Source organism: Bordetella ansorpii (assembly GCF_900078705.1).
In the GTDB taxonomy this organism is placed as follows: domain Bacteria; phylum Pseudomonadota; class Gammaproteobacteria; order Burkholderiales; family Burkholderiaceae_B; genus Bordetella; species Bordetella ansorpii_A.
Genome location: NZ_FKIF01000001.1, coordinates 745,240 through 771,722, shown reverse-complemented (window position 1 = coordinate 771,722; position 26,483 = coordinate 745,240). Strand labels below are relative to the sequence as shown.

24 protein-coding genes are annotated in these 26,483 nt (G+C 68.3%); 10 read left to right on the top strand and 14 right to left on the bottom strand.

The genetic code is table 11. The features are described from left to right. The first annotated feature begins 106 nt into the window (after nucleotides 1–106). From A6745_RS03110 to rsmA, 3 genes are all read left to right on the top strand, one after another. A complete protein-coding gene (locus A6745_RS03110) occupies nucleotides 107–2,497 on the top strand; it encodes an LPS-assembly protein LptD (RefSeq protein ID WP_156513261.1) in 2,391 nt (796 codons plus the stop codon). Continuing rightward, on the top strand, nucleotides 2,497–4,068 hold the full coding sequence (locus tag A6745_RS03105; RefSeq protein WP_066123356.1) for a peptidylprolyl isomerase: 1,572 nt from the start codon (nucleotides 2,497–2,499) through the stop codon (nucleotides 4,066–4,068). Before A6745_RS03110 ends, A6745_RS03105 begins: the two co-directional genes overlap by 1 nt. A 62-nt stretch (nucleotides 4,069–4,130) precedes the next feature. Then, nucleotides 4,131–4,916, top strand: coding sequence for a 16S rRNA (adenine(1518)-N(6)/adenine(1519)-N(6))-dimethyltransferase RsmA (rsmA, locus tag A6745_RS03100; protein WP_066123353.1), 786 nt, complete (start codon nucleotides 4,131–4,133; stop codon nucleotides 4,914–4,916). Between the two features lie 63 nt (nucleotides 4,917–4,979). Here the strand turns inward: rsmA and A6745_RS03095 are convergent, their stop codons facing one another. Continuing rightward, nucleotides 4,980–6,122, bottom strand: coding sequence for a glycerate kinase (locus A6745_RS03095; protein ID WP_066123770.1), 1,143 nt, complete (start codon nucleotides 6,120–6,122; stop codon nucleotides 4,980–4,982). A gap of 115 nt (nucleotides 6,123–6,237) precedes the next feature. Here A6745_RS03095 and pyk point away from each other — a divergent pair, with 115 nt between their 5' ends. Next, nucleotides 6,238–7,680 carry a pyruvate kinase gene (gene pyk / locus A6745_RS03090; protein WP_066123350.1) on the top strand — a complete coding sequence of 481 codons (1,443 nt, stop codon included), beginning with the start codon at nucleotides 6,238–6,240 and terminating at the stop codon, nucleotides 7,678–7,680. Between the two features lie 36 nt (nucleotides 7,681–7,716). Here the strand turns inward: pyk and A6745_RS03085 are convergent, their stop codons facing one another. After that, a complete protein-coding gene (locus A6745_RS03085) occupies nucleotides 7,717–8,448 on the bottom strand; it encodes a GntR family transcriptional regulator (protein WP_066123347.1) in 732 nt (243 codons plus the stop codon). 126 nt (nucleotides 8,449–8,574) lie between these two features. Between A6745_RS03085 and A6745_RS03080 the strand changes: the two genes are divergently transcribed. Genes A6745_RS03080 through A6745_RS03055 form a run of 6 tightly spaced genes read left to right on the top strand, consistent with a single transcriptional unit; the run spans nucleotide 8,575 to nucleotide 13,891 of the window. Continuing rightward, the gene (locus A6745_RS03080) at nucleotides 8,575–9,960 is read left to right on the top strand and encodes a class-II fumarase/aspartase family protein (protein ID WP_066123344.1); all 1,386 of its coding nucleotides are present in this window, start codon (nucleotides 8,575–8,577) and stop codon (nucleotides 9,958–9,960) included. After that, nucleotides 9,957–10,361 carry a Zn-ribbon domain-containing OB-fold protein gene (locus A6745_RS03075; protein ID WP_066123341.1) on the top strand — a complete coding sequence of 135 codons (405 nt, stop codon included), beginning with the start codon at nucleotides 9,957–9,959 and terminating at the stop codon, nucleotides 10,359–10,361. Before A6745_RS03080 ends, A6745_RS03075 begins: the two co-directional genes overlap by 4 nt. Further along, on the top strand, nucleotides 10,358–11,527 hold the full coding sequence (locus A6745_RS03070; RefSeq protein WP_066123338.1) for an acetyl-CoA acetyltransferase: 1,170 nt from the start codon (nucleotides 10,358–10,360) through the stop codon (nucleotides 11,525–11,527). The genes A6745_RS03075 and A6745_RS03070 overlap by 4 nt, the downstream gene beginning before the upstream one ends. A gap of 34 nt (nucleotides 11,528–11,561) precedes the next feature. Beyond that, nucleotides 11,562–12,242, top strand: a complete 681-nt coding sequence (locus tag A6745_RS03065) for a 3-oxoacid CoA-transferase subunit A (RefSeq protein WP_066123335.1) — start codon at nucleotides 11,562–11,564, stop codon at nucleotides 12,240–12,242. Next, nucleotides 12,229–12,900 carry a 3-oxoacid CoA-transferase subunit B gene (locus tag A6745_RS03060; RefSeq protein ID WP_066123332.1) on the top strand — a complete coding sequence of 224 codons (672 nt, stop codon included), beginning with the start codon at nucleotides 12,229–12,231 and terminating at the stop codon, nucleotides 12,898–12,900. Before A6745_RS03065 ends, A6745_RS03060 begins: the two co-directional genes overlap by 14 nt. 31 nt (nucleotides 12,901–12,931) lie before the next feature. Further along, nucleotides 12,932–13,891: a tripartite tricarboxylate transporter substrate binding protein gene (locus tag A6745_RS03055; protein WP_066123329.1), complete on the top strand. Its 960-nt coding sequence runs from the start codon at nucleotides 12,932–12,934 to the stop codon at nucleotides 13,889–13,891. Nucleotides 13,892–13,983: 92 nt separating this feature from the next. On the opposite strand, the gene A6745_RS03050 is transcribed toward A6745_RS03055, so the two are convergent. The 12 genes from A6745_RS03050 to glyQ all read right to left on the bottom strand — a co-directional run bounded on the left by A6745_RS03050 (nucleotide 13,984) and on the right by glyQ (nucleotide 26,338). Next, on the bottom strand, nucleotides 13,984–15,213 hold the full coding sequence (locus tag A6745_RS03050; protein ID WP_066123325.1) for a nucleoside recognition domain-containing protein: 1,230 nt from the start codon (nucleotides 15,211–15,213) through the stop codon (nucleotides 13,984–13,986). Nucleotides 15,214–15,537: 324 nt separating this feature from the next. Further along, nucleotides 15,538–16,071 (bottom strand): peptide deformylase, encoded by a 534-nt coding sequence (def, locus tag A6745_RS03045; RefSeq protein ID WP_066123322.1) that lies wholly within the window; start codon nucleotides 16,069–16,071, stop codon nucleotides 15,538–15,540. Nucleotides 16,072–16,078: 7 nt separating this feature from the next. After that, nucleotides 16,079–16,474 carry a lactoylglutathione lyase gene (gene gloA, locus A6745_RS03040; protein WP_066123319.1) on the bottom strand — a complete coding sequence of 132 codons (396 nt, stop codon included), beginning with the start codon at nucleotides 16,472–16,474 and terminating at the stop codon, nucleotides 16,079–16,081. A gap of 179 nt (nucleotides 16,475–16,653) precedes the next feature. Then, nucleotides 16,654–17,901, bottom strand: a complete 1,248-nt coding sequence (gene tcuB, locus A6745_RS03035; RefSeq protein WP_066123316.1) for a tricarballylate utilization 4Fe-4S protein TcuB — start codon at nucleotides 17,899–17,901, stop codon at nucleotides 16,654–16,656. After that, entirely contained in the window at nucleotides 17,888–19,303 is a 1,416-nt protein-coding gene (tcuA, locus tag A6745_RS03030; protein ID WP_066123313.1) for an FAD-dependent tricarballylate dehydrogenase TcuA, read from the bottom strand. The genes tcuB and tcuA overlap by 14 nt, the downstream gene beginning before the upstream one ends. Nucleotides 19,304–19,404: 101 nt before the next feature. Beyond that, nucleotides 19,405–20,328 carry a LysR family transcriptional regulator gene (locus A6745_RS03025; protein ID WP_066123310.1) on the bottom strand — a complete coding sequence of 308 codons (924 nt, stop codon included), beginning with the start codon at nucleotides 20,326–20,328 and terminating at the stop codon, nucleotides 19,405–19,407. 160 nt (nucleotides 20,329–20,488) lie between these two features. Then, on the bottom strand, nucleotides 20,489–20,731 hold the full coding sequence (locus A6745_RS03020) for a hypothetical protein (RefSeq protein WP_066123307.1): 243 nt from the start codon (nucleotides 20,729–20,731) through the stop codon (nucleotides 20,489–20,491). 253 nt (nucleotides 20,732–20,984) lie between these two features. Continuing rightward, nucleotides 20,985–21,938, bottom strand: coding sequence for a M48 family metallopeptidase (locus tag A6745_RS03015; RefSeq protein WP_066123304.1), 954 nt, complete (start codon nucleotides 21,936–21,938; stop codon nucleotides 20,985–20,987). After that, nucleotides 21,925–22,653 carry a lysophospholipid acyltransferase family protein gene (locus tag A6745_RS03010; protein WP_066123301.1) on the bottom strand — a complete coding sequence of 243 codons (729 nt, stop codon included), beginning with the start codon at nucleotides 22,651–22,653 and terminating at the stop codon, nucleotides 21,925–21,927. Before A6745_RS03010 ends, A6745_RS03015 begins: the two co-directional genes overlap by 14 nt. A gap of 36 nt (nucleotides 22,654–22,689) precedes the next feature. Continuing rightward, nucleotides 22,690–23,229: a D-glycero-beta-D-manno-heptose 1,7-bisphosphate 7-phosphatase gene (gene gmhB / locus A6745_RS03005; protein ID WP_066123299.1), complete on the bottom strand. Its 540-nt coding sequence runs from the start codon at nucleotides 23,227–23,229 to the stop codon at nucleotides 22,690–22,692. Then, on the bottom strand, nucleotides 23,226–25,364 hold the full coding sequence (glyS, locus tag A6745_RS03000) for a glycine--tRNA ligase subunit beta (protein ID WP_066123297.1): 2,139 nt from the start codon (nucleotides 25,362–25,364) through the stop codon (nucleotides 23,226–23,228). Before glyS ends, gmhB begins: the two co-directional genes overlap by 4 nt. Further along, a complete protein-coding gene (gene glyQ / locus A6745_RS02995) occupies nucleotides 25,361–26,338 on the bottom strand; it encodes a glycine--tRNA ligase subunit alpha (RefSeq protein WP_231885892.1) in 978 nt (325 codons plus the stop codon). The genes glyS and glyQ overlap by 4 nt, the downstream gene beginning before the upstream one ends. Between the last annotated feature and the right edge of the window lie 145 nt (nucleotides 26,339–26,483).

The window sequence follows — 26,483 nt, the reverse complement described above, 5'->3', positions numbered from 1 at the left end:
GGCCGTGATTGCCCGGGTATTGGGCTGTCTCGCGGCTTCTCTATAATACCGGGTCGCTCCAGCCCATGCGGTTGGTCGTTTCCTCATCGATAAGGTCGACTCGTTCGTGCGCATGGTCCGGTGCTTGTTTCTCTCCGCAGTCTGCGTTGCCGGGGCCGTGCAGGCCCAAAGCCGACCGGACTCGTCGCCGCCGGACGCCTCGACGGGCGTCGAGGTCCTGGGCCTGCGCCAGGCTCCCCAGTTGCGAACCTCCTCCGGATTGCGCCTGCATCGTCTGAAAGACGACCAGATTCCGGCCCACATGGAGGCCGACGACATGCAGGGCAGCGCCGACTCGCAGTTGGTGCTGAAGGGCAATGCGCAGGTGCGCCGTATCGACGGCATCATCAAGGGTGACCAGATCACCTACGACCGCAACTCCGGCGACGTCGACATCCAGGGCAGTGCGCGCATCCTGCGCGACGGCACGTTGATCACGGGCCCTTCGGCGCGCTTGAACGTCGACACCTACAGCGGCGAGATCGAGCAGCCGAATTTCTGGATCGGCGCCACGGGTGGCCACGCCCAGGCATCCCATGCCGACATCTTCAGCCAGTCGCAGATGCGCCTGAAGCAGGTCACCTTCAGCGGTTGCCCGTGCGACAGGCCCGCCTGGTACATCAAGGCCGATACGGTCGACCTGGATTTCGACGAGAACGAAGGCGTGGCGCGCAGCGGCGTGCTGTACTTCAAGGACGTGCCCATCCTGGCGTCGCCCTTTCTCAGCTTCCCGATCAAGGCCGAGCGCAAGTCCGGTTTCCTGGTCCCCACTTACGGTACGACCAGCAAGAGCGGCATCGACATCGCGACGCCCTACTATTTCAACCTCGCGCCCAACTATGACATGACGCTGACGCCGCGCTTCCTGGGCAAGCGCGGCTTGCAGCTCGGCGGCGAGGGGCGCTACCTGGGGTCCAGCTATGGCGGCATCCTGCAGGGCACTTATCTGCCCAATGACAGGGAAGCGGACATGGACCGCTGGATGTACCGCTGGGTACATACGCAGCAGTTCGGCAATGGCTTCTATGGCATGTGGGACCTGGCCAACGTCTCGGACGACAACTATTTCCGCGACATGTCCACGCTGGGCCTGAACGAGGCCTCCACCACCTACCTGCCGCGCCGCGCGGTACTGGGCTGGAGCAGCACCTACTGGCAGAGTTATGTCCAGGTCTACAAGTACCGCACGCTCCAGGATCCGGATGCGCCCATCCAGCCGCCGCTGGACAAGCAGCCCGAGCTGTTCCTGAAGGGGGCCCGCTACGACTGGAACGGTTTTGACGCCGAATGGACGTCCACGGCGGTGCGCTTCCGCCGCCCGCTGTTCCTGGGCCAGCAATCCGGCGCCGAAGGCGACCGCTTCCAGACCTATCCGACACTGGCGTATCCCATTGTGCGGCCGGGCTGGTTCGTCATTCCCAAGGTCGGTGTCAACTACACGCAATACAACACGAACTGGCATGGCGGCGACTGGAATGGCCTGGGCAGCACCGGCGTCTATCCTGGTACCGAGTCGCGCACCGTACCCATCGGCTCCGTGGATGCGGGCATGATCTTCGAACGCGATTCCTCGCTGTTCGGCAGGGCCGCGCTGCAGACCCTCGAACCGCGTATCTACTACCTGCGCGTGCCTTACCGCGACCAGTCGACGCTGCCCGTCTACGACACCACGCTGGCCGACTTCAGCTTCGCCCAGGCCTTCCAGCCCAACCAGTACGTCGGCGGCTGGGACCGCATCTCCAATGCCAACCAGATCACCGCGGGCCTGACCACGCGCTGGCTCGACGCCGATAGCGGTTTCGAGCGCCTGTCGCTGTCGGCGGCGCAACGCATTTATTTCGAAGACCAGCGCGTCACGCTGCCCTACGAAACCCCGCGCGAGAACGTGCGCTCCGACTTCCTGGTGGGCGCCAGCGCCGCGCTGACCGATACGCTGAGCACCGACGTCGCGGCCCAGTACAACCCGTACGACAACCGCTGGGCGCGCACCTACCTGGCCGCGCGCTGGTCGCCGCAACGCCTGACCTCGATCTCGCTGGCCTACCGTTACCAGCGCGATCCGCTGCCCGGCGTGTCGTACCAGCCGCGCGGCCAGAACCAGATCAGCCTGGGCATGCAATGGCCCTTCACCAAGCGCTGGTACGGCGTCGGCCGCATCGACTATTCGTTGCGCTCCGAGGATTCCGTCGGCAGCACGATCGCCGAATCGCCCCGCGTCACGCAGGCCATCGCGGGTGTGGAGTACAAAGGCGATTGCTGCTGGACGGGCCGAGTGGTGTTCCAACGCTACGCGGTCTCGGCTGCCGACACCAATACCGCGCTGTTCTTCCAACTCGAGCTCACCGGTCTCGGCGCATTGGGCACCGATCCCATCGGGCTGCTCAATCGCAGTATTCCGGGCTATCAGTCGGTTACGCCGCGCCCCGTGCCCGGCACGTCATTTGAAAGGTATGAGTAATGCGTAGATTGCAGAACCCGCGCCGCACGTCCGGCAATGCACTGCTGCTGGCCCTGTGCGCAAGCCTGGGGGCCGCGCCGGCCTTCGCCCAGCAGGGTTCCCATCAGGGCAGCCACCGCCCGGTGGCTGCGCGAGCGCCAGCCGCCCAGCAGTCTGCGGCGCCGCAACCGGCCGAGCAGGGCGAACAGTTCGCCGACGGCATCGCCGCCATCGTCAACAAGGACGTGATCACGCTGCGCGAAGTGCGCCAGGCCGCGCAAGAGGCCGTGGTCGACCTGCAGCGCCGCAAGATCGCCGTGCCCGACAATGAAACGCTGCAGCGCCAGGTGCTGCAGCGCCTCATCATGGAGCGCCTGGAGCGCCAGGAAGCCGACCGGTTGGGCATCCGCGTGGACAATACCCAGGTCGACCAGGCGATCACCATGGTCGCCAACCGCAACAAGCTGTCGGTCGATCAGTTGCGCGCCGAGGTCCAGAAGTCCGGCGTGGCCTGGGAAGAGTACCGCCGCACGCTGCGCGACGAAATCCGCCTGGATCGCCTGCGCCAGCGTACGGTCGACTCCGGCATCATCATCACCGACGCCGACATCGATGCCTTCCTGAAGGACCAGGCGCGTGGCGGCGGCCAATTCGGCGGCGCGGGCGGCGCGCCGTCGGCGCCGGCGGCGGCGCAGGCCGCCCCCCAGGCCGCCGGCCCCGTGTCGCTGACGCTGGCGCAGATCCTGGTGCGCGTGCCCGAGGGATCGTCGCCGGAAGCCATCGCCGCGCTGCGCAAGAAGGCCGAGGACCTGCTGGCCCGCGCGCGCAAGGGCGAGGACTTCGCCAGCCTGGCGGCCGCGGGCTCGGACGGTCCCGAGGCGCTGCAAGGCGGCCAGATGGGCTCGCGCCCGCTGGACGGGTGGCCCGACCTGTTCATCCGCGCGGTCGGCAATCTGCCGGCTGGCCAGGTCTCCGACCTGGTGCAGAGCGGCAACGGTTTCCACATCCTGAAGGTGGTGGCGCGTTCGGGCGGAGGGGCCGCGCCGCAGGGCGCACAGCAGCCCGCCGCGCCGGGCGGCCAGTTCGCGGCGTCCACGCAGGCCAGCCAGGGCCCGGTGCGTGTCACGCAGACCCATGCCCGCCACATCCTGATCAAGACCTCGGCGGTGATGACCGACCAGCAGGCCCGCGAGCGCCTCGAACAGGTGCGCCAGCGTATCGTCTCGGGCAGCACCACCTTCGAAGCGATGGCCCGCCAGTACTCGCAGGACGCCACGGCGCCGCAGGGCGGCGACCTGGGTTGGACCAACCCCGGCGAGATGGTGCCCACGTTCGAGGCCGCCATGAACGCGTTGCAGCCCAACGAAATAAGCCAGCCCGTGCAGTCGCCGTTCGGCTGGCACCTGATCCAGGTGCTCGAACGCCGGGAACAGGACGTCACCGACGAAATGCAGCGCATGCAGGCTCGCCAGATCCTGTTCGAGCGCCGCGCCGCACCGGCTTTCGAGGATTGGCTCGAAAACCTGCGTGGCCAGGCGTACATCGATAACCGCCTCGAAAAGCGCGAAACCATCGAGCAGCGTTATCGCTAGGCCGTCCGCGCGCCGCCCTGCCTTGCCAGGGCGGCGCGCGACAGGCAAGGTAATACCCAATAATGTCCCAGCATCAGGCGCGCAAGCGCTTCGGCCAGAACTTCCTCACCGACGAAAGCGTGGTCGAGTCCATCGTGCGGGCGATCGGCCCGGCGCAGGATGACCGCGTCATCGAGATCGGCCCTGGCCTGTCCGCACTGACCAGACCCCTGCTCGAGCGGCTGTCGCATCTGACGGCCGTCGAGATCGACCGCGACCTGGCCGCGCGGCTGCGCAAGCAGTATCCCGCCGAGCGCCTGACCGTGGTCGAGGCCGACGCCCTGACGATCGACTTCGCCGGGTTCGGCGCCGATCTGCGCGTGGTCGGCAACCTGCCGTACAACATCTCCAGTCCGCTGCTGTTCCATCTGATGACGGCGGTCGAGCACGTGCGTGACCAGCATTTCATGCTGCAGCGCGAGGTCATCGACCGCATGGTGGCCCAGCCGGGCGGGGCGGACTACAGCCGCCTGACCGTGATGCTGCAGTCGCGCTACCGCATGTTCAAACTGTTCGACGTGCCGCCCGAGGCCTTCGATCCACCGCCGCGGGTGGTGTCGGCGGTGGTGCGCATGCTGCCGCTGCCGGCGGACCGGCTGAAGCCGCGCAGCGATGCCGCCTTCGAGACGGTGGTGGCGCGGGCATTCTCGCAGCGCCGCAAGATGCTGCGCCGTGTGCTGGCCGATTGGGCGGCGCATGTGCCCTGGGACGATCTCGGCATTCCGCCCACGGCGCGCGCCGAGGAGGTGGCGGTGGACAAGTTCATCCGCCTGTCCGACGTGCTGCTCGACGCGGGCGTGGTTCGCTGATCCCATCGCACGGCGCCGGTTTTCCGGCGCCCGGCCCTGCGCCGTGGGGCCTTGTCCTGATGTCTACAGCCGGCGCTTGCCTGCGGCTACCCACAGGCGCATCGCATCGCGCGCGCGGGCGGCCAGCAGCGTTTCCGCCTGCTCGCAGGCCTGCTGCAAAGTCATCGGGCCGCTGGCCAGGCTGAAGGCGGCGGTGACGCCGCCCGCATACAGGGCCTCGTAGCCTTCCCCCAGCGATCCCGCCAGCGCGATCACCGGAACCCCCGCGCGCTGCGCCATGCGCGCCACGCCGGCCGGCGTCTTGCCGCGCAGCGTCTGCGCGTCCATGCGGCCTTCGCCGGTGAAGGCCAGGGTGGCGCCTTCCAAGGCCGCTTCCAGGCCGCCCAGCTCCGCCACGATCTCGACGCCGGGCCGGAAGGCCGCGTCCAGGAAGGCCAGGGCGGCATAGCCCAGGCCGCCGGCCGCGCCGGCGCCCGGGGTGTCCCGCAGGTCGCGCGACAGATGGGCCGCGCACACGTCGGCCAGGCGTGCCAGGCTGGCGTCCAGTTCCCGCACCTGCTCGGGCGTGGCGCCCTTTTGCGGACCGAAGATGTGCGAGGCGCCCTGCGGACCGCACAGCGGGTTGTCCACATCGCAGGCGACTTCGACGTTGACCTCGCGCAGGCGTGCGTCCAGGCCGCGGGTGTCCAGGCGGACCAGGCGTTTCAGGGCCGCGCCGCCCAGCGGCAGTTCGGCGCCTCGTTCGTCCAGGAAGCGCACGCCCAGCGCCGCCAGCATGCCGGCGCCGCCGTCATTGGTGGCCGAGCCGCCCAGGCCCAGGATGATGCGGCGCGCGCCCGCGTCCAGCGCGGCACGCACCAATTGGCCCACGCCATGGCTGCTGGCCCGCAGCGGATCGCGCTGCGCCGGGGGCGTCAGTTCCAGCCCGGCGGCGGTGGCCATTTCGATGACGGCCGTGCCGTCGGCCAGCCAGCCCCAGCCGGCCTGGCGGGCTTCGCCCAATGCGCCTTGCACGGGGCTTTCCCGCCATTGCCCGCCGGTGGCGGCCAGCACCGCCCGCACCGTGCCTTCGCCGCCATCGGCCATGGGCACGCACAGCGTCTGCGCGCCGGGAAAGGCCTGGCGCACGCCGTGCGCGATGGCTTCGGCGGCCGCGGGGGCGGACAGGCTTTCCTTGAACGAGTCGGGGGCAATGACGATTTTCACGGGGCGCGTCTCCTGGCGCAGGCGGTTGATGTTGTCATGTCGGTGCATGATACCTGCCGCGAAGTCGGCGGCGTACCATACGACTTTGCGCCCGCCTCGCCGAACAGGAGACAGCATGACCGTAATGCGCCGCACCAAGATCGTCGCCACCCTGGGTCCCGCCACCTCGACGCCCGAACGCCTGGAGGCGCTGATCCGCGCCGGCATGGACGTCGCGCGCCTGAATTTCTCGCATGGCAGCGCCGACGACCACCGCGAACGCGCGCGCCAGGTACGCGAGCTGGCGGCCAGGCAGGGCCGCTTCGTCGCGCTGATGGGCGACCTGCAAGGCCCCAAGATCCGCATCGCGCGCTTCACCGACAAGCAGGTCATGCTGAAGATGGGCCAGCCGTTCACCCTGTCGAATTCGCATCCCAAGGAAGAGGGCAACGCGTCCATCGTCGGCATCGACTATCCCGAGCTGGCACAGGACTGCAAACCCGGCGACGAGTTGTTGCTGGACGACGGCCGCGTGGTGCTGCAGGTCGACCGCATCGAGGGCGATGCCGTGCACACCACCGTTACCGTGGCCGGCCCGCTGTCGAACAACAAGGGCATCAACCGCCGTGGCGGCGGCCTGTCCGCGCCCAGCCTGACCGACAAGGACCGCGCCGACATCCTGCTGGCGGCCGAACTGGAACTGGACTACGTGGCCGTGTCGTTTCCGCGCTATGGCCACGACATCGACGAAGCCCGCACGCTGGTGCGGGCGGCCGGCAGCCAGGCCTGGATCATCGCCAAGATCGAGCGCGCCGAGGCCGTGGCCGACGACGAGGCCCTGGATGCCCTGATCCGCGCCAGCGACGGCGTGATGGTGGCGCGCGGCGACCTGGGCGTGGAGGTGGGCGATGCCGAGCTGGTCGGCATCCAGAAGCGCATCATCCTGCACGCGCGCAAGCTGAACAAGGTGGTCATCACCGCCACGCAGATGATGGAGTCGATGATCAACAGTCCGATGCCCACGCGCGCCGAAGTGTCGGACGTGTCGAACGCGGTGCTGGACTACACCGATGCCGTGATGCTGTCGGCAGAGAGCGCCTCGGGCCAGTATCCCGTCGAGGCCGTGCAGGCCATGGCGCGCGTGTGCCTGGGGGCCGAGAAACATCCCACCAGCACCAAGTCGCACCATCGCCTGGAAGAGGTCTTCGAGCGCTGCGACGAGACCATCGCCCTGTCGGCCATGTACGCCGCCAACCATTTCCCCGGCGTGAAGGCCATCATTGCGCTCACCGAAAGCGGCAACACGCCGTTGATCATGTCGCGCATCCGCTCGGGCGTGCCGATCTACTGCTACAGCCCCAGCCCGATCACGCAGCACCGCGCGGCGCTGTTCCGTGGCGTGTACACGGTGCCCTTCGAGGCCGAGAAATACGATCCCGCCGAGTTGAGCGACGCCGCCATCGACGAGCTGAAAAAAAGCGGCCGCGTGCAGGAAGGCGATTGGGTCATCCTGACCAAGGGCGATTTCCACCGCGACAGCGGCGGCACCAACGGCATGAAGATCCTGAAGGTGCAGTAAGGGGGGGGCGTGGTGCGGGCGTGCCTGCCCGCGTCTTCATTCCGTGTTGCGGTTCAGCAGCATGGACAGCGTGAAGCGGCCCGCAGGATGGACCGTCACGCTGATCTCGAACGCGCGGCGTGAGGCGTCCAGGTAGGTGCGGACGATCTGCAGCGCCGGCGATCCCGGTTCGACGTTCAGCGGCACGGCCAGATGGCCGGGCACGCTGACCGCATCCACTTCCTGGCGGATCTGCGCGATACGGCGCCCGAAGCGTTCCTCGATGATGTTGCTCAGCAGCGTCTGGGGCGAGGCCTGCACGATGGGCACGGCCTCGGCGTAGGCGGGTTCGACGTAGACGTCGGTCCATCCCACGGGATGCTCCAAGTCCTCGGCGGGCAGCCGCAGGCTGGAGATCCGCAGCCAGCGCGTGCCGCCCGGGCAACCCAGCGTACGCGCCAACTCCAGGTCCACGACGATTTCCTCGACGTGCTGCACCTCGCGCACGTGCGCCTTGCCGAACTGTACCAATCCGTCCAGCGACGCCAGCGTCTGCTGGAAGCCTTCGGCGCGTTCGCGAGCTTCCACGCGGGTGCCCACGTTCTTCGTGCGTGATACCAGGCCCAACTGCTGAAGTTCCTGCAAGGCGGCGCGGATCGTGTGGCGGCTGGTGCCGTAGAGGGCGCTGAGTTCAAGCTCGGTCGGCAGCAGCGAGCCGACGGGATGCTTGCCGCAGGCGATGGCGGCAGTCAGATCCTTCACGACCATGGGATACGTGACTTTCTTCATTCGATGTTTCTGTTCCCCGGAATGTGGCGGACCACGGGATAACCCCAGGTTACCCCCGAGCAGTCACGCTGCTAAAGTTATGTTCGAACATATTGTTATGTACGTTTTATTCTATCGGCCTACTTCATGCCCCTTCCTTCCTCTTCCAGCACCGTGCTGGATTCGATGCTGTTCCGCGATGCCTTCGGCACGCCCGCCATGCGCGGGATCTTCTCCGACGTGGCGACGGTGGACCGCTATATCCAGGTAGAAGTCGCGCTGGCGCGCGCGCAGAGCGCGTGCGGCATCGTCCCGCCCGAAGCGGCGGCCAGCATCGCGGAAAGCGCGCGCATCGAGCGGATCGACTTCGACCGCATGCGCAAGGAAACCGACATCGTCGGCTACCCCATACTGCCTCTGGTGCACCAGCTTGCTGACATGTGCGGAGAAGCGGGGCGCTACGTGCATTGGGGGGCGACGACTCAGGACATCATGGACACGGCTAGTGTATTGCAGGTGCGCGCCGGCCTGGACGTGGTGGAAGAGGACTTGCGGCACATCCGCGAGGTGCTGCGCGCCTTGGCACAGAAGCATCGGCAGACCGTCATGGCGGGCCGCACGCACCTGCAGCACGCGCTGCCGGTCACCTTCGGCTACAAGGTGGCCGTCTGGCTGTCGATGTTCGACCGCCACCAGGTCCGATTGGCGCAATTGCGCGAGCGTGTCCAGGTCGTGCAATTGGGGGGAGCGGCGGGCACGCTGGCCTCGCTGGGCGACGCCGGGGTGGCGGTACAGCACGCTCTGGCGCGTGAACTCGGCCTGGGCGTGGCGCCCACGCCGTGGCACGTGGCGCGTGACGGCCTGGCCGAGGCGGTATCCTTGCTGGCGCTGATCACCGGTTCGCTGGGCAAGGTGGCGACGGACATCATGATGATGGCGTCCACCGAGTTCGGCGAGGTCTACGAGCCCTTCGTGAAAGGGCGCGGCGCCAGCAGCACCATGCCGCAGAAGCGCAACCCGATTTCCAGCGAGCTGATGCTGGCCGCCGCCAAGGCCGTGCGGCAGCACGCCGGCCTGATGGTCGATGGCATGGTGCAGGACTTCGAGCGCGCGACGGGGCCCTGGCATGCCGAATGGGTCGCGTTGCCCGAGAGCTTCGTCCTGACGGCCGGCGCCTTGCATCAGGCCCGGTTCGCCTTGGAGGGGCTGATCGTCGACGAGGCGCGCATGCGCCGCAATCTGGACCTGAGCGACGGCCTGATCGTGGCCGAAGCCGTGATGATGGCGCTGGCGCCCAAGCTGGGCCGCCAGGATGCGCACGACGCCGTCTACGACGCCTGCCGCCGCGCCTGCGACGACAGGGTCGGCCTGGCGCAGGCCTTGATGGCGTCGCCGGGTATCCGCGAACACTTCGACGATGCGCAGATCGCGGCGATGACCGATCCCGTCAATTACCTGGGTCAAGCGGCGGCCTTCGTGGACCGCGCCTGCGCCGCGTCTCTCGCGCTGGATGAACAGGGAGCGGCGGCATGAGCCACGCCGAATCCCGGGCGCCCGTCGGCGTCGAGCAGCAGTATTTTGCCTTCCTGGCGCAGGGACAATGGCGCGTGCCGCGCTGCACGCTGTGCGGCCTGACTGTTTTTTACCCCCGGCAGATATGCCCGGCGTGCAGCCATGACCAGTTCGACTGGATCACGCCCAGTGGACGCGGCGTGGTGCATGCCACCACGACCGTGCGCCGGCCGCCGAAGGCCGGGGGCGATTCTAACGTCAGCCTGATCGATCTGGAAGAGGGCTTCCGGATGATGTCGCGGGTGGAGCATACCGCGCCCGGCGAGGTCCGCATCGGCGACCAGGTCGTCGCCCGCGTGCAGGACGTCGATGGCGTGGCTCTCGTGGTGTTCGACCTCCATGCGAAGGAGACCGCGCAATGAGCGCCTCCAACCTTCGGGGCGCTACCGCCATCGTGGGCATTGGCCATGCCGGACTGGGTAGTGCCGGTGGCCATACCGACATGGAAATCCTGGCGCTGGCCGCACGCCGCGCCGTCGCGGATGCCGGGCTGAAGATGTCCGATATCGACGGGCTGTGCACCTGCAGCGCTTCGGCCACGATGTGGGCCATGCCGGTGGCCGAGTATCTGGGCATGCGGCCACGCTTCATCGATAGCACCATGCTGGGCGGCTCCAGCTTCGTGGCGCACCTGGAGCCCGCGATGCATGCCCTGATGGCGGGCCAATGCAATGCGGTGCTGGTCTGCTATGGCAGCACGCAGCGCACCTCGACGCTGGATCGCGCCGCCGTCGGCAAGATGCGCGCGGTGCTGGATCCGCTGCCCTACGAGGCGCCGTACCAGCCGCTGCAGCCGATCACTTCCTATGCGCTGGCCGCATCGCGTCACATGCACGAATACGGCACGACGCGCGAACAGTTGGCCGAGGTCGCCGTCGCGGCGCGCCGCTGGGCTCAGTTGAATCCGCTGGCCTACAGCCGCGATGCGCTGACGATCGAGGACGTGCTGCAAGCCCGCATGGTCAGCGATCCGCTGTCGGTGCGCGATTGCTGCTTGCTGACCGATGGGGCAGGTGCATTCGTGCTGACGCGCGCGGATCTGGCGCGTACCTTGCCGCACGAGCCCGCCTACGTGCTGGGCTGCGCCACCGAGGTGTGGCACCGGCAGATTTCCTCGATGGAAAACCTGACGGTGACGGCGGCGTCGCGATCCGGGCCGCGCGCCTTCGCGGCGGCCGGCCTGTCGCCGGGTGACGTCGACGCGCTGTGCCTGTACGACGCCTTCACGATCAACGTGGTCCTCTTCCTCGAAGACCTGGGCTTCTGCCCGAAAGGCGAAGGCGGCCGGTTCGTCAGCGGCGGCAACATCGCGCCGGGCGGCTCGCTGGCTGTCAACACCAATGGCGGCGGCCTGTCGTTCGGCCATCCCGGCATGTATGGCGTGTTCCTGATCCTGGAAGCCGTCGAGCAGTTGCGCGGGTCGGCTGGCCAGCGCCAGCAGCGGGCAGACGTGGCGCTGGTGCACGGCAACGGCGCCACCCTGTCCAGCCAGTCCACCGCCTTGCTGGGCACCGGGGCAACGCTGTGACGCGGCTTTCCAACCCCCTCATCCAAGCGTTCTCATGATCAACAAGATTGCACACTCACTGCACGAGGCCGTGTGCCGCATCCCGGACGGGGCCGCCGTCATGGTCACCGGCTTCGGCGATGCCGGGCTGCCCCGTGAACTGCTGGCCGCGCTGGTCCGGCACGCGCCGCGCGACCTCACGCTGATCAGCAACAACGCCGGCACCGGTGACTATGGCTTGGCGGCGCTGCTGGCTGCGGGACTGGTGCGCAAGGTGATCTGCTCGTATCCGAAGTCATCCGGCGCGGACGTCTTCGCCAACCTGTACCGCGCCGGCAAGGTCGAACTGGAAGTCGTGCCGCAGGGCACGCTGGTCGAGCGCATGCGCGCCGCCGGCGCCGGCCTGGGCCCATTCTTCACGCCGACGTCCTACGGCACCCCCGTGGCCGAAGGCAAGGAGCAACGCGTGGTCGACGGCGTGGGCTACGTGCTGGAGCACCCGCTGCGCGCCGACTTCGCACTGATCAAGGCGTACCAGGGCGACCGCTGGGGCAACCTGACCTATCGCCTGGCCGGCCGCAGCTTCGGTCCTGTAATGGCCATGGCCGCGAAACACAGCATCGCCCAGGTGGACGACGTGGTACCGCTGGGCACGATCGCCGCCGATGCCGTCCACACGCCGGGCATCTTCATTCAAAGCGTGGTCCGCAAAGGAGCGGCTGATGCAAACGCCTAGACTTTCCCGCCATCGCATGGCCGAGCTGCTGGCCGCCGATATTCCCGCAGGCAGCTACGTCAACCTGGGCATCGGCATTCCGACGCTGGTGGCGCGCTACCTGGACGAGTCCAGGGAGATCGTCCTGCACAGCGAGAACGGCATCCTGGGCCTGCGCGGCGTGCCCGACGGCGTCGATGGCGACGAAGACCTGATCAATGCCAGCAAGGTGCCGGTGCAACTGATTCCCGGCGCCTCGCTGTGCGACCAGGCCATGTCCTTCGCCATGATGCGCGGCGGCCATCTGGACCTGACGATACTGGGCGCCTTCCAGGTGGCCGTGAATGGCGACCTGGCGAGCTGGTCGGTGGGCAACGAGGACGACGTGCCCGGCATCGGCGGCGCCATGGATCTGGTGGCCGGCGCCAAGCGCGTGGTCGTGGCCATGCAGCACACCGACCGGCAGGGCACGCCCAAGCTGGTCGAGCGTTGCACGCTGCCGTTGACCGGGTGTGGCGTCGTCGGCGCCGTGTTCACCGACATGGCGATCCTGGACGTCGATCCCGCACGCGGCCTTGTCGTGCGTGCCATGGCGCAAGGTCTGTCGCGCGCCGAACTCGAGAATGCCACGGACGCACCGCTGAGCTACGCGGACAGCATCGAAACACTGACCCCCTGATTCATCCCATTCCAATAACAAGGAGACAGACATGAACCTCGCACGACCCCTCAAGACGCTCCTGGCCTGCGCGGCCCTGGCCTGCGGCGCCACGGCGCATGCCGCCTTTCCCGAACGGCCCATCCAGCTCATCCTCGGCTATCCGCCTGGCGGCTCCGCCGATGCCATCGCGCGTCCGCTGTCGGTGCTGCTGACCAAGTACCTGGGCCAGTCGGTGGTGGTGGAGTACAAGCCGGGCGCGGGCGCCATCATCGGCACGCAGTCCGTGGCCCGCGCCACGCCTGACGGCTATACGCTGGGCTTCGTGCTGGCCGCGCATGCCATCAATCCCAGCTTGTACAAGCTGCCTTACGACACCGCCAAGGATTTCACGTCCATCGGCAAGGTGGCCAGTCTGCCGCTGGCGCTGTATGTGAACAGCAACTTCCCCGTGAAGACCGTACAGGAGTTCATCGACTACGCCAGGAAGAAGCCGGGCGAGATCTCGATGGCGTCGTCCGGGAACGGCAACACCAGCCATCTGGCGATCGAGCTGTTCGGGGCGACGGCGGGCGTGAAGGTGCTGCACGTGCCGTACAAGGGCGGTGGCCCGGCGCAGGCCGCGCTGATGGGCGCGCAGGTGCAGGGGCTATTCGACGGGCCGTACTCGATGAACATGGTCACCACCGGCCGTGCGCGCCTGCTGGCGTTCGCCAGCAAGGAGCGTCTGTCCATCGCGCCGCAGGTGCCCACCATCGCCGAGACCCTGCCCGGCTTCGAGGTCTCGGGTTGGTACGGCATGGTCGCGCCGGCCGGTACCCCGGCCGACGTGGTGGAAATCTTGAACGCGGCGATGCGCAAGGCCGTGGCCGACCCGAAGTTCAAAGAGCTGGTCGAGCCGCTGGGCTACGTGATCGAACCGTCCTCGCCGCAGGCGTTCACGCAATTCGTCGCCGACGAGCAGGCGCGGTGGGGCAAGGTCATCCGTGACGCGGGCATCAAGCTCGATTGACGATTTCCTGCGACGGAACACGGACATGATCGATGTATCCTCCGGCGCCCTGCGGTTGGGCGTCGTGCCGCTTGAGCCGCCCGAACCGGCGCTTATCCAAAGAACCAGTAGCAGACGAAGATCGCCGCCAGCACACCCGCCAGATCCGCGATCAGCGCGCACCCGACCGCGTGCCGTGTGCGGATGATGCCGACCGCCCCGAAGTACACGGCCAGCACGTAGAACGTCGTTTCGGTGCTGCCCTGCATCACCGCGGCCAGCAGCGCCGGAAAACTGTCCACGCCGAAGTGGGTCATCGTTTCGAGCATCATGGCGCGCGCCGCGCTGCCCGAGAACGGCTTGACCAGCGCGGTCGGCAGGGCATCGACGAAACGCGTGTCCCAACCCGCCGCATGCGCCAGCCAGCGGATGCCTTCCAGTGCAAAGTCCAGCGCGCCCGAGGCCCGCAGCACGCCCACGGCGCACAGCATCGCCACCAGATAGGGCAGCAGGCTGCGCGCCACGTCGAAACCTTCCTTCGCGCCCTCGATGAATGTCTCGTAGACGGGGATTTTCTTCCACGCGCCGATCAGCAGGAACGACAGCAGGATGCCGAACAACGCCAGGTTGCCCAGCAGCGACGACAGTGCGGCGATGGCGCTGGCCGTCAGGGTGGACAAGAGCGCCATGAAACCGCCCAGCAGCAGCGCGCCGCCGCCCAGCCAGGCCAGCGCGACGGGGTCGTGCAGCTTCAGGCGCTGACAGGCGGCCACGGCCAGCAGGCCCACCAGCGAGCCGATGCTGGTGGCCAGCAGGACGGGCAGGAACACCAGCGTGGGATCGGGCGCGCCCTGTTGCGCACGGAACATGAACAGCGTGACCGGCAGCAGCGTCAGCGACGACGCATTCATCACCAGGAACAGGATCTGCGCGTTGGTGGCGGTCTCGGGCGTGGGGTTCAACGTCTGCAGCTCGCGCATCGCGCGCAGGCCGATGGGGGTGGCGGCGTTGTCCAGGCCCAGGCCGTTGGCCGCGAAGTTCAGCGTGATCAGGCCGATGGCCGGATGGCCGCGCGGCACCCCGGGCATCAGGCGCGCGAACAGCGGACCCAGCAGCCTGGCCAGTTTCTCGACCAGTCCGGCCGCCTCGGCGATGCGCAGAAAGCCCAGCCACATGGTCAGCGTGCCGAACAGCAGCACCATGACTTCCACTGACACGCGCGCCATGTCGAACAGGGCGGCCACGATGTGGCGGAACACGTCGGCGTCGCCCCCGCCGATCCACCGCACCAGTCCGGCGGCGGCGGCCGCGATGAAAAAAGCCAACCAGAGTTTGTTCAGCATCGACGATGACGGAGGGCAAGGCTGCGCGAAACGGCCATTGTCGCAGAGTGTCCGGCGGACGAGGCACATCCTGGCGAAGGTGGCGCGGCGCATCGAAACGGGTGGTGCCGGAAGCGCGTGACTTGAATGGGTCTGAATTGCCCCCATTTTTTAGCAATCGACATGTCGGGAAAACATCGAGAACACCGGCGCACCCGCCCCTGCCGCGGACCCAGGCCGTGCGGGACGCCTACGGCCTGCGCCAGAAGTTCGACAACGTGGTCGGCGCGAGGAGCGCCAACCGCTGCTGAGCGCGGCGGCCACGCGTGCCGCCGCCGTGCGGTTTCAATCGTCCTGGTTGGGATCCATGCCCGGGAACAGGATCTCGGTGAAGCCGAATTTCGAGAAATCCTGGATGCGCGAGGGATACAGCCGGCCGATCAGGTGATCGCATTCGTGCTGCACCACGCGGGCGTGGAAGCCTTCGGCCTCGCGGTCGATGGCGTTGCCCCGCGGATCGCGGCCGGTGTAGCGGATGTGGTGGTGGCGCGGCACCATGCCGCGCAGGCCGGGCACCGACAGGCAGCCTTCCCAGCCGTCTTCCATCTGGTCGGACAGCGGCGTGATGACCGGATTGCACAGCACCGTCAGCGGCACCGGCGGCGCATCGGGATAGCGCTCGTTGTGCTCGAAGCCGAAGATCACCAGTTGCAGGTCGACGCCGATCTGCGGCGCGGCCAGCCCCACGCCGCGCGCGGCGGCCATGGTCTCGAACATGTCGCGGATCAGTTCGTCCAGCGCGGGGCTGCCGAACTCGGTGACCGGCGCGGCGACACGCAGCAGCCGCGGGTCGCCCATCTTCAGAATGGGATGGATCATGGCGGGATCAGTCGGCGCGGCCGCTGCGCTGGATGAACTCGATCTTGTAGCCGTCCGGATCCTCGACGAAGGCGATCACGGTGTTGCCGTGCTTCATGGGGCCGGCCTCGCGCGTGACCTTGCCGCCCTTTTCCTTGACCTTCGCACAGGCCTCGTAGGCGTCTTCGACTTCCAGGGCGATGTGGCCATAGCCGTTGCCCAGGTCGTATTTCCCGGTGTCCCAGTTGTGGGTGAGTTCGATGACGGCGCCTTCGTCCTCGTCCTGGTAGCCCACGAAGGCCAGCGTGAACTTGCCGTCCGGGTAGTCCTTGCGGCGCAGCACGCGCATGCCCAGGACATTGGTGTAGAACTCGATGGACTGGTCCAGGTTGCCGACGCGCAGCATGGTGTGCAACATACGCATGATGGGGGTTCCTCGGTACGGAGAGACGACGAAAGCCGTCATCGTAACAAGAAACCCCGCGGGGAAACCCCAGGGCGCCAGGGGACCCTGGGTGCCGCGTTGGGGCTGCTGATCTCAGGACTTTCAGCCCGAGACTTTCAGTCCGAGACTTTCAGTCCGAGACTTTCAGTCCGAGACTTTCAGTCGGATCCCAATTGCAGTTTGTTGGGTTGGCGTTTCTCGATCGCGAACTTCAACAGCGCGGCGCTGCGGAAGATGCCGTGCGCGAACTTGCCGTAGGGCAGGGTCAGGAACAGCGCCATCACCACGCCCAGGTGCAGCGCCAGCATCAGGCCCATGACGCGGGTATCGCGCAGCGCCAGCAGCAGCAGCCCCGTCAGGCTGATCAGGAACAGCAGCACGATGAAGCCGCGGTCCATCGGCCGCTGCGCCGCGTCGCCCTGCATGGGATGGCGCTTCAGGTTCAGCCACAGCAGGCCGGCCGGACCGATCAGCAGGCCGATGCCGCCCGCCGTGCCCAGCAGCACCGGCGCGCTGAAGAAGGGATAGGGCGCGTGCCAGTCCAGCAGGTAGTGATACAGCGTGGCGACACAGGTGGCCGCGAAACACAGCATGAAGCCGTAGAACGTGAAGTGGTGGAAACGCCGCCGCGCCAGCGAGAAGGCATCGTCCTCGTTGTTGCAGCCCTTGCCGTGCCCGCCGCCCAGGTAGCGCAACCGCAGCGCATCGTGCGTGGCCTCGGCGATGGCGGCACCATTGGCCGAGCCCGGACTGACGTCGCGCCAGAAGCGCGTCACGCCGATGCCCAGGGCCAGCATCGAGAACAGGAACACGGCGCCGAACATCAGCGCCAGCGTGTTGTGCGGAAAGATGGCGTAGAAGTTGCCCGCCAGGGGCTCGTGCAGCAGGCCGCCGGCCAGGTGCGCGGCCAGTGCCAGGAACAGCACCAGCGCGGCCGAGGCGATCAGCGACACGGCCAGGCCGTTGCGCTTGTACAGGCCGCCCAGCGCGGCGGGCCAGGCATAGTCGCTGTAGGTCTGCACGCGGACCTTCGCCATGGCCTGGGGCACGTTCACCATGAACTCGTGCGGCGGCGCGTACTGGCAGGCGTGCAGGCAGCCGCCGCAGTTGTGGCACAGGTTGGCCAGGTAGTTGACGTCGCCCTTGCCGAACTCCAGCCGCCGCGTCATGGCCGGAAACACGGCGCAGAAGCCTTCGCAGTAGCGGCAGGCGTTGCAGATCTGCATGACGCGCGCCACTTCAGCCTCGTCGGCGGTCAGGTCGGCGCTCTGGATCTTGCGGCGATGGATGTGCACCGGTTGTCCGGTGGCGGGCCGGCCATGCGTGGCCCGGCCATCCGTGGCCCGGCCTCCAGGGGCCGCGCCGAAGTCCTGGGCGCCGCGGGTCAGTTCTTCAAGCTGCTGCACGCTGTGCCTCCTGATGCGTCATCGATCGCGCCGCCGCGGCGGCCTGCGTGCCGGCGATGCGGCCGAAGGCCGTGCCGATGGACATGCCCACGCCCGCCGTATAGCCCTTGCCCAGCACGTTGCCGGCCATCATCTCGCCCGCCACGAACAGGTTCTGGCTGGGGCGGCCGCCGAAGCGCACGGCGGCGGTCTCGTCCACCTTCAGGCCCAGGTACGTGAAGGTGATGCCCGGGCGCACGGCATAGCCGAAATAGGGCGGCGTATCCAGGGGGCGCGCCCAGTGCGTCTTGGCGGGTTCCACGCCTTCGGTATGGCAGTCGTCCAGTGTGGTGTGGTCGAAGGTGCCCACGCGGCAGGCGGCGTTATAGGACTCGATGGTCCGCATGAATGTCGTCTCGTCCAGTTCGAGCTTGCGCGCCAGCTCGGGCAGGCTGTCGGCGCGCACGCCGGGAAACACCGGCGGCATGAATCGGCCGATGGCCTTGGCGTCGATGATGGAATAGGCGATCTGGCCGGGTTGCATGGCCGTCAGGCGGCCCCAGATGGCATAGCGTTTGGGCCAGAAGTCCTCGCCCTCGTCGTAGAAGCGTTCGGCGTCGCGGTTGACCACCACGCCCAGCGACACGCAGTCGATGCGGGTGCAGATGCCGCCGTCGTACAGCGGCGCGCGCGCGTCGATAGCCACGCAGTGCGACTGCGAGGGATCGCCGATGATGTCGGCGCCCGCGTCGATCATGAACTTCAGCAGCACGCCCATGTTGAAGCGCGTGCCGCGGATCAGGAAATTGTCGGCCGGCCACTCGCCGCGCTCGTTCCGGCCCCAGGCCTCGCGCAGCCATTCGCGGTTGGATTCGAAGCCGCCCGCCGCCAGCACGCAGGCGCGCGCCTCGATGCGTTCATCGCCGATGCGCGCGGCCACGAAGCGGCCGTTGTCCAGTTCGAGCGCGTCGACCGGCGCGTCGTAGCGGACCCGCACGCCCAACTGTTCGGCGCTGCGGTAATAGGCGTTGACCAGCGCCTTGCCGCCGCCCATGAAGAAGGCATTGGTGCGCGCCACGTGCAGCGCGCCGGACAGGGGCGGCTGGAAATTCACGCCGTGCCTGCGCATCCAGTCCCTACAGCTCGACGACGCGCGGATCACCAGCCGGGCCAGGTGCTCGTTGGTCTGGCCGCCGGTGACTTTCAGCAGGTCCTGCCAGAACTCTTCTTCGGGATAGGCGTCCACCAGCACGTCCTGCGGCGCGTCGTGCATGCAGCGCAGGTTGCGGGTGTGCTGGGAATTGCCGCCTCGCCATTCGCGCGGCGCGGCTTCCAGCAGCAGCACGCTGGCGCCCGCTTCGCGGGCCATCAGCGCGGCGCATAGCGCCGCATTGCCGCCGCCAATAACCAGTACGTCGATCATGTCTCTTGTCCGGGTGGTCGAGCGGCGACTATAGAAATGCCGCGCCGGCCCGGCAAGAAGGCTTCCGACAAGGGCTGTTCACGAATCGTGAAGGCTGGCTCTCAACCCGGGTGCAGCTTCGCGCCCGGCCATGTGCCTTGCCGGACCAGGTCGGCGGCCGTCTGCGCCAGCAGTACGCGCACCGCCAGCGCGGCGGGTGACAGTTCGTCGTCCGACAGGCTGGCCAACAGGTTGGTGCGCGCCAGCGCACGTTCGCGCACCAGCCGCAGGCCCAGGGACTGGCCGCGCCGCACGGCCGCGGCGCCGGGCTGCAGCGTGGCGCCGTGGCCGGCGCGCACGAGTTCCATCAGCACTTCCAGGCCGTCGATCTCGGCGCTGACGGTGGGTTCGATGCGCAGCCGCGTGAAAGTGTGATTCAGCAAGGCGCGCAGGCCGTGGCTGGCGCCGGGCAACAGCAGGGGCAGGTGCCTCACGTCGCGCAGACGCACCGGGCCGGGCGCGGGCATGCCGGGCAGATCCTCGCGCGCGATCAGGAACAGCCGTTCGTCGATCAGCGGCTGGATGCTCCAGCGGCGAGCGGTCTCGGTCTGGAACACGATGGCCAGGTCGAGCTGGCGCGCGTTCAGCATGGTGGTCAGGAAGCCCGACAGGCTTTCCACCAGCCGGACACGTACGTCGGGATAGCGTTCGCGCATGGCCTGCATGAAGGGCACCGCCAGCACCGAGGCCGTGGTGGGCGCCATGCCCACGCTGACGTGGCCGTTCAGCCGCGACGATTTGGCGGCCTCGATGGCATTGTCGGCATGGCGCAGCGACAACTGCGCCTGCCGCAGAAAGGCCAGGCCCGCGTCGGTCAGCGACACGCCGGTCGAGGAGCGGATCATCAGCCGGGTGGACAGTTCGCCTTCCAGGCGGCTGATCTGCTGGCTGAGCGCGGAGGTGACCATGCCCAGTTCGGTGGCGGCGCGGCCCATGCTGCCGCATTCGGCGACCTTGGCGAAATAGCGTAGCTGGCGGAGTTCCATGTCGGGTTTTCGTTGTTGGCGCGGGGCCGTTCATTGAGCGGACGGCCCGCAAGGCAGGCGGCAAGCCCGCGTGCGGGCAGGGACGTCAAGGCAAGGCGCTTTCCCGGCGCCGCGCCGACGCGCCGCCTGCGCCGTGCGGCGGTTCACGCCGGCGCGGCCATCATAGCGCCGTGGCGCGGGTCTTCCACAGGCCGCGGACGTTCGTCACGCCCAGGAACAGTTGCAGCGCCACGACGGCGTAGGCGGCGGCATGCAGTCCCCACGCGATCCACAGCACGTTGCTGAGCACGAACGTCCAGAAGCCGGCGTGACGCCGGCGCCTGCCTTTCGAGGCCACCAGATAGGCGGCGGCGACCGTCACCGCCATCGCCGGCCATTGCATTGCGTCCAGGATGTCTTCCATCGTCAGTCACGGCAAGAGGGTTGCGGGGACGCCCGGCCGCCAGCGGTGTCCGGGCACGGCCGCGGCCCGTGGCGCCTGGGCGATGCCGCTGCCTAGCAAGCGCAGTGCCCGGGCAGCGGAGGAAGGCCGGGAGAATCGCCATTGCAGGCGAGGCCGAGCGGCGTCGGCCAGCATGGCGGGGGGGCCGGCATCGAGCGCTCGACGGAAGTGATCGCCGAGAGCGGCATCCAGGCGCAGTGGGTCCGCTTGCGCGCTAGAACTGCGGCAGCGATGCCGGATCGTGCCGGCGCAACTGTTTCTTGGCGTCTTCGAAGCCGGGCAGGATGTTGCCGACCTCGGCCCAGAAATCGTTGCTGTGGTTCATCTCGCGCAGGTGCGCCAGCTCGTGCGCGATGACGTAGTCGATGATGGCGGGCGCGAAGTGGATCAGGCGCCAGTTCAGCATGATCTTGCCGTCGCTGGTGCACGAGCCCCAGCGCGTGGCCGCGGACGACAGCCGCCAGCGGCTGATGGTCAGGCCGGTGGCCTGCAGGAAATGGCCCAGCCGCGCGCCGAACCAGTCGCCGGCGCGCTGCTGCAGCCAGGCCTGGGCGGCGTCGCGCACGCGGGTCTGGTCGGCGTCGGCGGGCAGCGGCAGCCACAGCACGGCGCCGTCCTGCGGGGCCGCGGCGTCGCCCTCCAGGCCGGCCTGGCGCCGGTCGGCGCCCAGGCGCAGCGTGATGCGGCGGCCCAGGTAAGGCAGCTCGCCGCCATCCTGCCAGCGCGTGTGGGACATGGCCAGCTGCTGCTTGCGGGCGTGCCAGTCGCGCAGCTTGGACAGGATCCAGCGCGCCTTCTCGCGCACCGCGTCGTCCACCTGCGGCAGCGTCACCCAGTTGGGCGCCGTGACGCGCAGGCCGTCCTCGGCGATCACGAAGCCGATGGTGCGGCGGCGCGAGCGCAGCAGCACGAAACCGATGGACTGCTGGGGCGTGACGACCTCGCGCCAGCGCGCGCCGTCGGGCAGCGGATCGGGACGCGGCGTGGGGACCCGCGTGCTGGTGAGGGGCGGGGCGCAAGGCGGGGGCATCAGGCCCGGCGCATGCCGTTGGGCAGGCGTCGGGGGAAACGTGACGGACAGGGAGACCGGCGGCGTTCCGTCGTCGGCTCGGGGCTCGCCAGGCGGCCCGAAGTCGAACGACAGTTCGAGCTGATCAATCTTTGCCATATCTCTCGGGGTTCAGGACTCGCATCTCCGCGTCGATCCAGGCTTGCACCCTGGTATTGAGTTCTTCGGCGGAGAGACCTTTCGATTCTATCGCGGGTCCGATGGAAACCGTGATCAGTCCCGGCCGCTTGACGAACGCATTGCGGCGCCAGCATTCGCCGGCATTCAGGGCAATCGGGATCACCGGCGCGCCGGTCACGGTGGCCAGCCGCGCGCCGCCCGTCTTGAAGCGGCCCATCTGTCCCGGCGGCACGCGCGTGCCTTCGGGAAACAGCAGCGGCCAGCGGCCTTCGTCCAGGCGCACCTGGCCCAGGCGGGCCACTTCGTCGAAGGCGTCGCGGCCGCGCGAGCGGTCGATGGGGATCATGCGCAGCAGCGCCAGGCCCCAGCCGAAGAACGGCACGCGGTGCAGTTCCTTTTTGTAGACGAAGCAGACCTGGCGCGGCATGTGGGCGGGAAAGAACAGCGTTTCCCAGGCCGACTGGTGCTTGGACAGCAGGATGGCCGGGCCGTCGGGCAGGTTGTGCGCGCCCTTGACCTGCCAGCGCAGGCCGCAGATGACGCGCGCGCCCCAGATGGCCAGGCGGGGCCAGCCGACGGTGAGCCTGTAGCGCAGGTGCAGCGGCAGCGGCGCCCACAGGATGCAGGCGAACGCGTAGGGAATCACCGTGATCGACAGGAACAGGGCGTAGAGGAAGGAACGAAGCCAGGCCATGTCTTCAGGCGGTGATGAGTGAGGGTTGATGCATCGTCAGGCGTCTTTGAGCAGCATGTCCGCGAAGGCCGCCAGGTCGTCGCACACCTGCGTGCCGGGCGGCAGTTCGCCCTTGGCCTGCGTCTTCTGGCCGTTGCCCGTCAGCGCCAGCCACGGATCGCAGCCGGCGGTGGACGCCGCCTGCAGATCCCGCAGCGAATCGCCCAGCGCGGGCACGCCCGCCAGGTCGATGTCGTAGCGGCGCGCGATGTCGTAGTACATGCCGGGCAGCGGCTTGCGGCACGAGCAGCCGTCGTCGGGACCGTGCGGGCACAGGAAGATGGCGTCGACCTGGCCGCCGGCCTGCGCCACTTCGTGGTGCAGCTTGGCGTGGATGGCGTTGAGCGCGGCCATGTCGAACAGGCCGCGCGCCAGGCCGGACTGGTTGGTGGCGACCACCACGGTCCAATCGGCCTGCGTCAGCCGGGCGATGGCGTGCATGCTGCCGGGCAGCGCGATCCATTCTTCCGGCGATTTGACGAACGCATCGCTGTCCTGGTTGATCACGCCGTCGCGATCGAGAATGACGAGTTTCACTGTGCCAGCCTGGAAATGTCAGCCACGCGGTTCATCAGGCCGTGCAGCTGGGCCAGCAGGGCCAGCCGGTTGGCGCGCACGGCGGGGTCTTCCGCCATGACCATGACGTCGGCGAAGAAGGCGTCGACCGGTTCGCGAACCTGGGCCAGGGTGCGCAGGCTGCCGGCGAAGTCGCCGGCCGCGGCCTGGGCTTCGGCCTGCGGACGCAGGCGCGCCACGGCGTCGGCCAGCGACTGCTCGGCCGGTTCGACCAGGCGGGCCAGGTCGACCTGGCCGATCTCGCCTTCGGCCTTCTTCAGCAGATTGCCGATGCGCTTGTTGGCGGCGGCCAGGCTGGCGGCCTCGGGCATGCCCGCGAAGGCGGCCACGGCGCGCACGCGCTCGGCCACCTGGTGCAGCGGCGGCGTCAGGGCGATGACGGCCTCGACGGCATTGCGGTCGGCGTCGGCGATCAGTTGGTTGCGGTAGCGTTCGTAGATGAACGTGCGCACTTCGGCGAGGGTCTCGGCCGGGATCTTCCCAGCCGGGAAGGCATTGGCGGCCAGGTCGAGCAGGCCGTCCAGCGACAGCGGGCCGTCGGCGTCGATCTTGAGCCAGCCGCCCGCGGCCAGTTGCTCGAAGGCGCTGATCAGGCCCAGCGCCGCGCGGCGCAGGCCGAAGGGGTCGCGCTCGCCCGTGGGCGCCAGGCCGATGGCCCAGATGCCCACCAGCGTTTCGGCGCGCTCGGCGATGAACAGCACGGCGGCGGTCAGCGTTTCGCGCGTGACGGGCGCGTCGAAACGGTTGCGGTATTGTCCGCGCAACGCCTCGACCACGTCGGCGGCTTCACCGTCGCCAGCCGCGTAGTACGCGCCCATGACGCCTTGCAGCTCGGGGAACTCGCCCACCATGTTGGTGCCCAGGTCGGCCTTGGCCAGCTCGGCGGCGCGGTCGGCGGCGTCGGCGTCGGCGCCCAGCGCCTGGGCCACGCCGCGCGCGATGGCGCGCACGCGCTCCACGCGTTCCAGCTGGGTGCCCAGCTTGTTGTGATAGACGATGTTGCCCAGTTGCGCCACGCGCGAGGCCAGGGTGGTCTTGCGGTCGGTCTGGAAGAAGAACTGCGCGTCGGCCAGGCGCGGACGCACCACGCGCTGGTTGCCTTCCACGATGTTGACCGGGTTGGCCACGTCCATGTTGCTGACGATCAGGAAGCGGTGCGTGAGCTTGCCCGAAGCCGGATCGAACAGCGGGAAGTACTTCTGGTTCAGGCGCATGGTCAGGATCAGGCATTCCTGCGGCACTTGCAGGAACTGTTCCTCGAACTCGCCCACGTATACGGTGGGGTGCTCGACCAGCGCGGTCACTTCGTCCAGCAGGGCGGCCACTTCGGGGTCGTCGCCCAGCGTGGCGCCCAGGCGGGCGGCGTGCTCGTTCAGCTGGCGCGAGATCTCGTCGCGGCGGCCCTCGAACGAGGCGATCACGCGGCCGCGCCCGGCCAGCGTGTTCACGTAGGCGTCGGCGTCGGCGATGTCCACGGCGCCGCTGCTCATGAAGCGGTGGCCCAGGGTGTAGCGGCCGGCGGTCAGGCCCAGCGTGCGCACGGGCACGACGTCGCTGCCATGCAACGCGATCAGGCCGTGGGCGGGGCGCACGAACTTCACGCTGGTGACGCCGTCATCCAGTTGATAGCGCATCACCTTGGGGATGGGCAGGCCGTCGATGGCCGTGTCCAGGGCTTCCTGCAAACCGGAGGCCAAGGCCAGGCCGGGGGCGGTGCCGCGCGCGACGAGGTAGTCCTGCTTGCCGTCGGATTCGCGTTCCAGCGTGGACAGGTCGATGTTTTCCAGGCCCTTGGCGGCCAGCTTCTTCACCAGCGCGGGGGTGGCGGCGCCGTCGGCGGCCAGGCCGACCTTCACGGGCATCAGCTTTTCGGCATAGGCCTGGTCGGGGGCTTGCGACAGCACGGCCGACAGGCGCACGGCCAGGCGGCGCGGGGTGGCATAGGCCTCGACCTGATTGCCGTCGGCCAGCAGGCCGTGCTTGGCCAGCGTGGCGCGGATGCCTTCGGCGTAGGCCTGGCCCAGCTTCTGCAGGGCCTTGGGCGGCAGTTCCTCGGTCAGCAGTTCGACCAGCAGGGGGCGGACGGTGATCGTCATTGGGCTGCCCCCTTGGCGTTTTGCGCCGTCCCCCCGAGGGGGGGCTCGCCCTCGGGGCGGTCCGGCGGGTTCGCGCCGCCCTCCAGCGGGCGCTTCAGCATGGGGAAGCCCAGGCGTTCGCGCGAGTCGTAATAGGCCTGCGCGACGCTGCGCGACAGGTTGCGGATGCGGCCGATGTAGGCGGCGCGCTCGGTGACGCTGATGGCGCCGCGCGCGTCCAGCATGTTGAACGTGTGGGCGGCCTTCAGCGCGGCCTCGTAGGCGGGCAGCGCCAGCGGCACGTCCATCAGGCGCTTCGCCTCGGCTTCGTAGTCGTTGAAATGGGCGAACAGCATGTCGGCCGAAGAATGCTCGAAGTTGTAGGTGGACTGCTCGACTTCGTTCTGGTGGAACACGTCGCGGTACAGCACGCGGTTGCCGCCGGCGCCTTCCGTCCAGACCAGGTCATAGACGCTTTTCACGTCCTGCAGGTACATGGCCAGGCGTTCTAGGCCGTAGGTGATCTCGCCGGTGGTCGGCGTGCAATCCAGGCCGCCCACCTGCTGGAAATACGTGAACTGGGTGACTTCCATGCCGTTCAACCAGACCTCCCAGCCCAGGCCCCAGGCCCCCAGCGTGGGGTTTTCCCAGTCGTCCTCGACGAAGCGGATGTCGTGCCGGGTCGGGTCGATGCCCAGGGCCTTCAGCGAGCCGATGTACAGCTCGAGGATTTCCGGGGGCGCGGGTTTCAGCACCACCTGGTATTGGTAGTAGTGCTGCAGGCGGTTCGGGTTCTCGCCATAGCGGCCGTCCTTGGGTCGGCGCGAGGGCTGCACGTAGGCGGCGCGCCACGGCTCCGGTCCGATCGCGCGCAGGAACGTGGCGGTGTGCGACGTACCGGCGCCGACTTCCATGTCGTACGGCTGCAGCAGGGCGCAGCCTTGCTTGTCCCAGTATTCCTGGAGCGTAAGGATGATTTGCTGAAAGGTGAGCATAGGGCTTCTAGGCGGCCGCCCGGCGGGGCCGAACGCGTGTCGGCGGCCCGGCATGGGCATGGGAAACCGGGCATTTTAACTGGGTGCGGGGGAAATGCTTGCGACCGGCGGGACATGGCCTGGCGTGCTTCCGCTGTCACTGCCC

Coding starts and splice junctions, on each gene's coding strand:
- A6745_RS03085 (WP_066123347.1), bottom strand. CDS start 8,448: ATGAAGAAAGTCACGTATCCCATGGTCGTGAAGGATCTGACTGCCGCC.
- A6745_RS03105 (WP_066123356.1), top strand. CDS start 2,497: ATGCGTAGATTGCAGAACCCGCGCCGCACGTCCGGCAATGCACTGCTG.
- gloA (WP_066123319.1), bottom strand. CDS start 16,474: ATGCGTATGTTGCACACCATGCTGCGCGTCGGCAACCTGGACCAGTCC.
- A6745_RS03065 (WP_066123335.1), top strand. CDS start 11,562: ATGATCAACAAGATTGCACACTCACTGCACGAGGCCGTGTGCCGCATC.
- A6745_RS03080 (WP_066123344.1), top strand. CDS start 8,575: ATGCCCCTTCCTTCCTCTTCCAGCACCGTGCTGGATTCGATGCTGTTC.
- glyS (WP_066123297.1), bottom strand. CDS start 25,364: ATGACGATCACCGTCCGCCCCCTGCTGGTCGAACTGCTGACCGAGGAA.
- A6745_RS03050 (WP_066123325.1), bottom strand. CDS start 15,213: ATGCTGAACAAACTCTGGTTGGCTTTTTTCATCGCGGCCGCCGCCGCC.
- A6745_RS03070 (WP_066123338.1), top strand. CDS start 10,358: ATGAGCGCCTCCAACCTTCGGGGCGCTACCGCCATCGTGGGCATTGGC.
- A6745_RS03075 (WP_066123341.1), top strand. CDS start 9,957: ATGAGCCACGCCGAATCCCGGGCGCCCGTCGGCGTCGAGCAGCAGTAT.
- A6745_RS03055 (WP_066123329.1), top strand. CDS start 12,932: ATGAACCTCGCACGACCCCTCAAGACGCTCCTGGCCTGCGCGGCCCTG.
- A6745_RS03015 (WP_066123304.1), bottom strand. CDS start 21,938: ATGGCAAAGATTGATCAGCTCGAACTGTCGTTCGACTTCGGGCCGCCT.
- A6745_RS03025 (WP_066123310.1), bottom strand. CDS start 20,328: ATGGAACTCCGCCAGCTACGCTATTTCGCCAAGGTCGCCGAATGCGGC.
- def (WP_066123322.1), bottom strand. CDS start 16,071: ATGATCCATCCCATTCTGAAGATGGGCGACCCGCGGCTGCTGCGTGTC.
- A6745_RS03060 (WP_066123332.1), top strand. CDS start 12,229: ATGCAAACGCCTAGACTTTCCCGCCATCGCATGGCCGAGCTGCTGGCC.
- A6745_RS03010 (WP_066123301.1), bottom strand. CDS start 22,653: ATGGCCTGGCTTCGTTCCTTCCTCTACGCCCTGTTCCTGTCGATCACG.
- tcuA (WP_066123313.1), bottom strand. CDS start 19,303: ATGATCGACGTACTGGTTATTGGCGGCGGCAATGCGGCGCTATGCGCC.
- rsmA (WP_066123353.1), top strand. CDS start 4,131: ATGTCCCAGCATCAGGCGCGCAAGCGCTTCGGCCAGAACTTCCTCACC.
- A6745_RS03020 (WP_066123307.1), bottom strand. CDS start 20,731: ATGGAAGACATCCTGGACGCAATGCAATGGCCGGCGATGGCGGTGACG.
- glyQ (WP_231885892.1), bottom strand. CDS start 26,338: ATGCTCACCTTTCAGCAAATCATCCTTACGCTCCAGGAATACTGGGAC.
- pyk (WP_066123350.1), top strand. CDS start 6,238: ATGACCGTAATGCGCCGCACCAAGATCGTCGCCACCCTGGGTCCCGCC.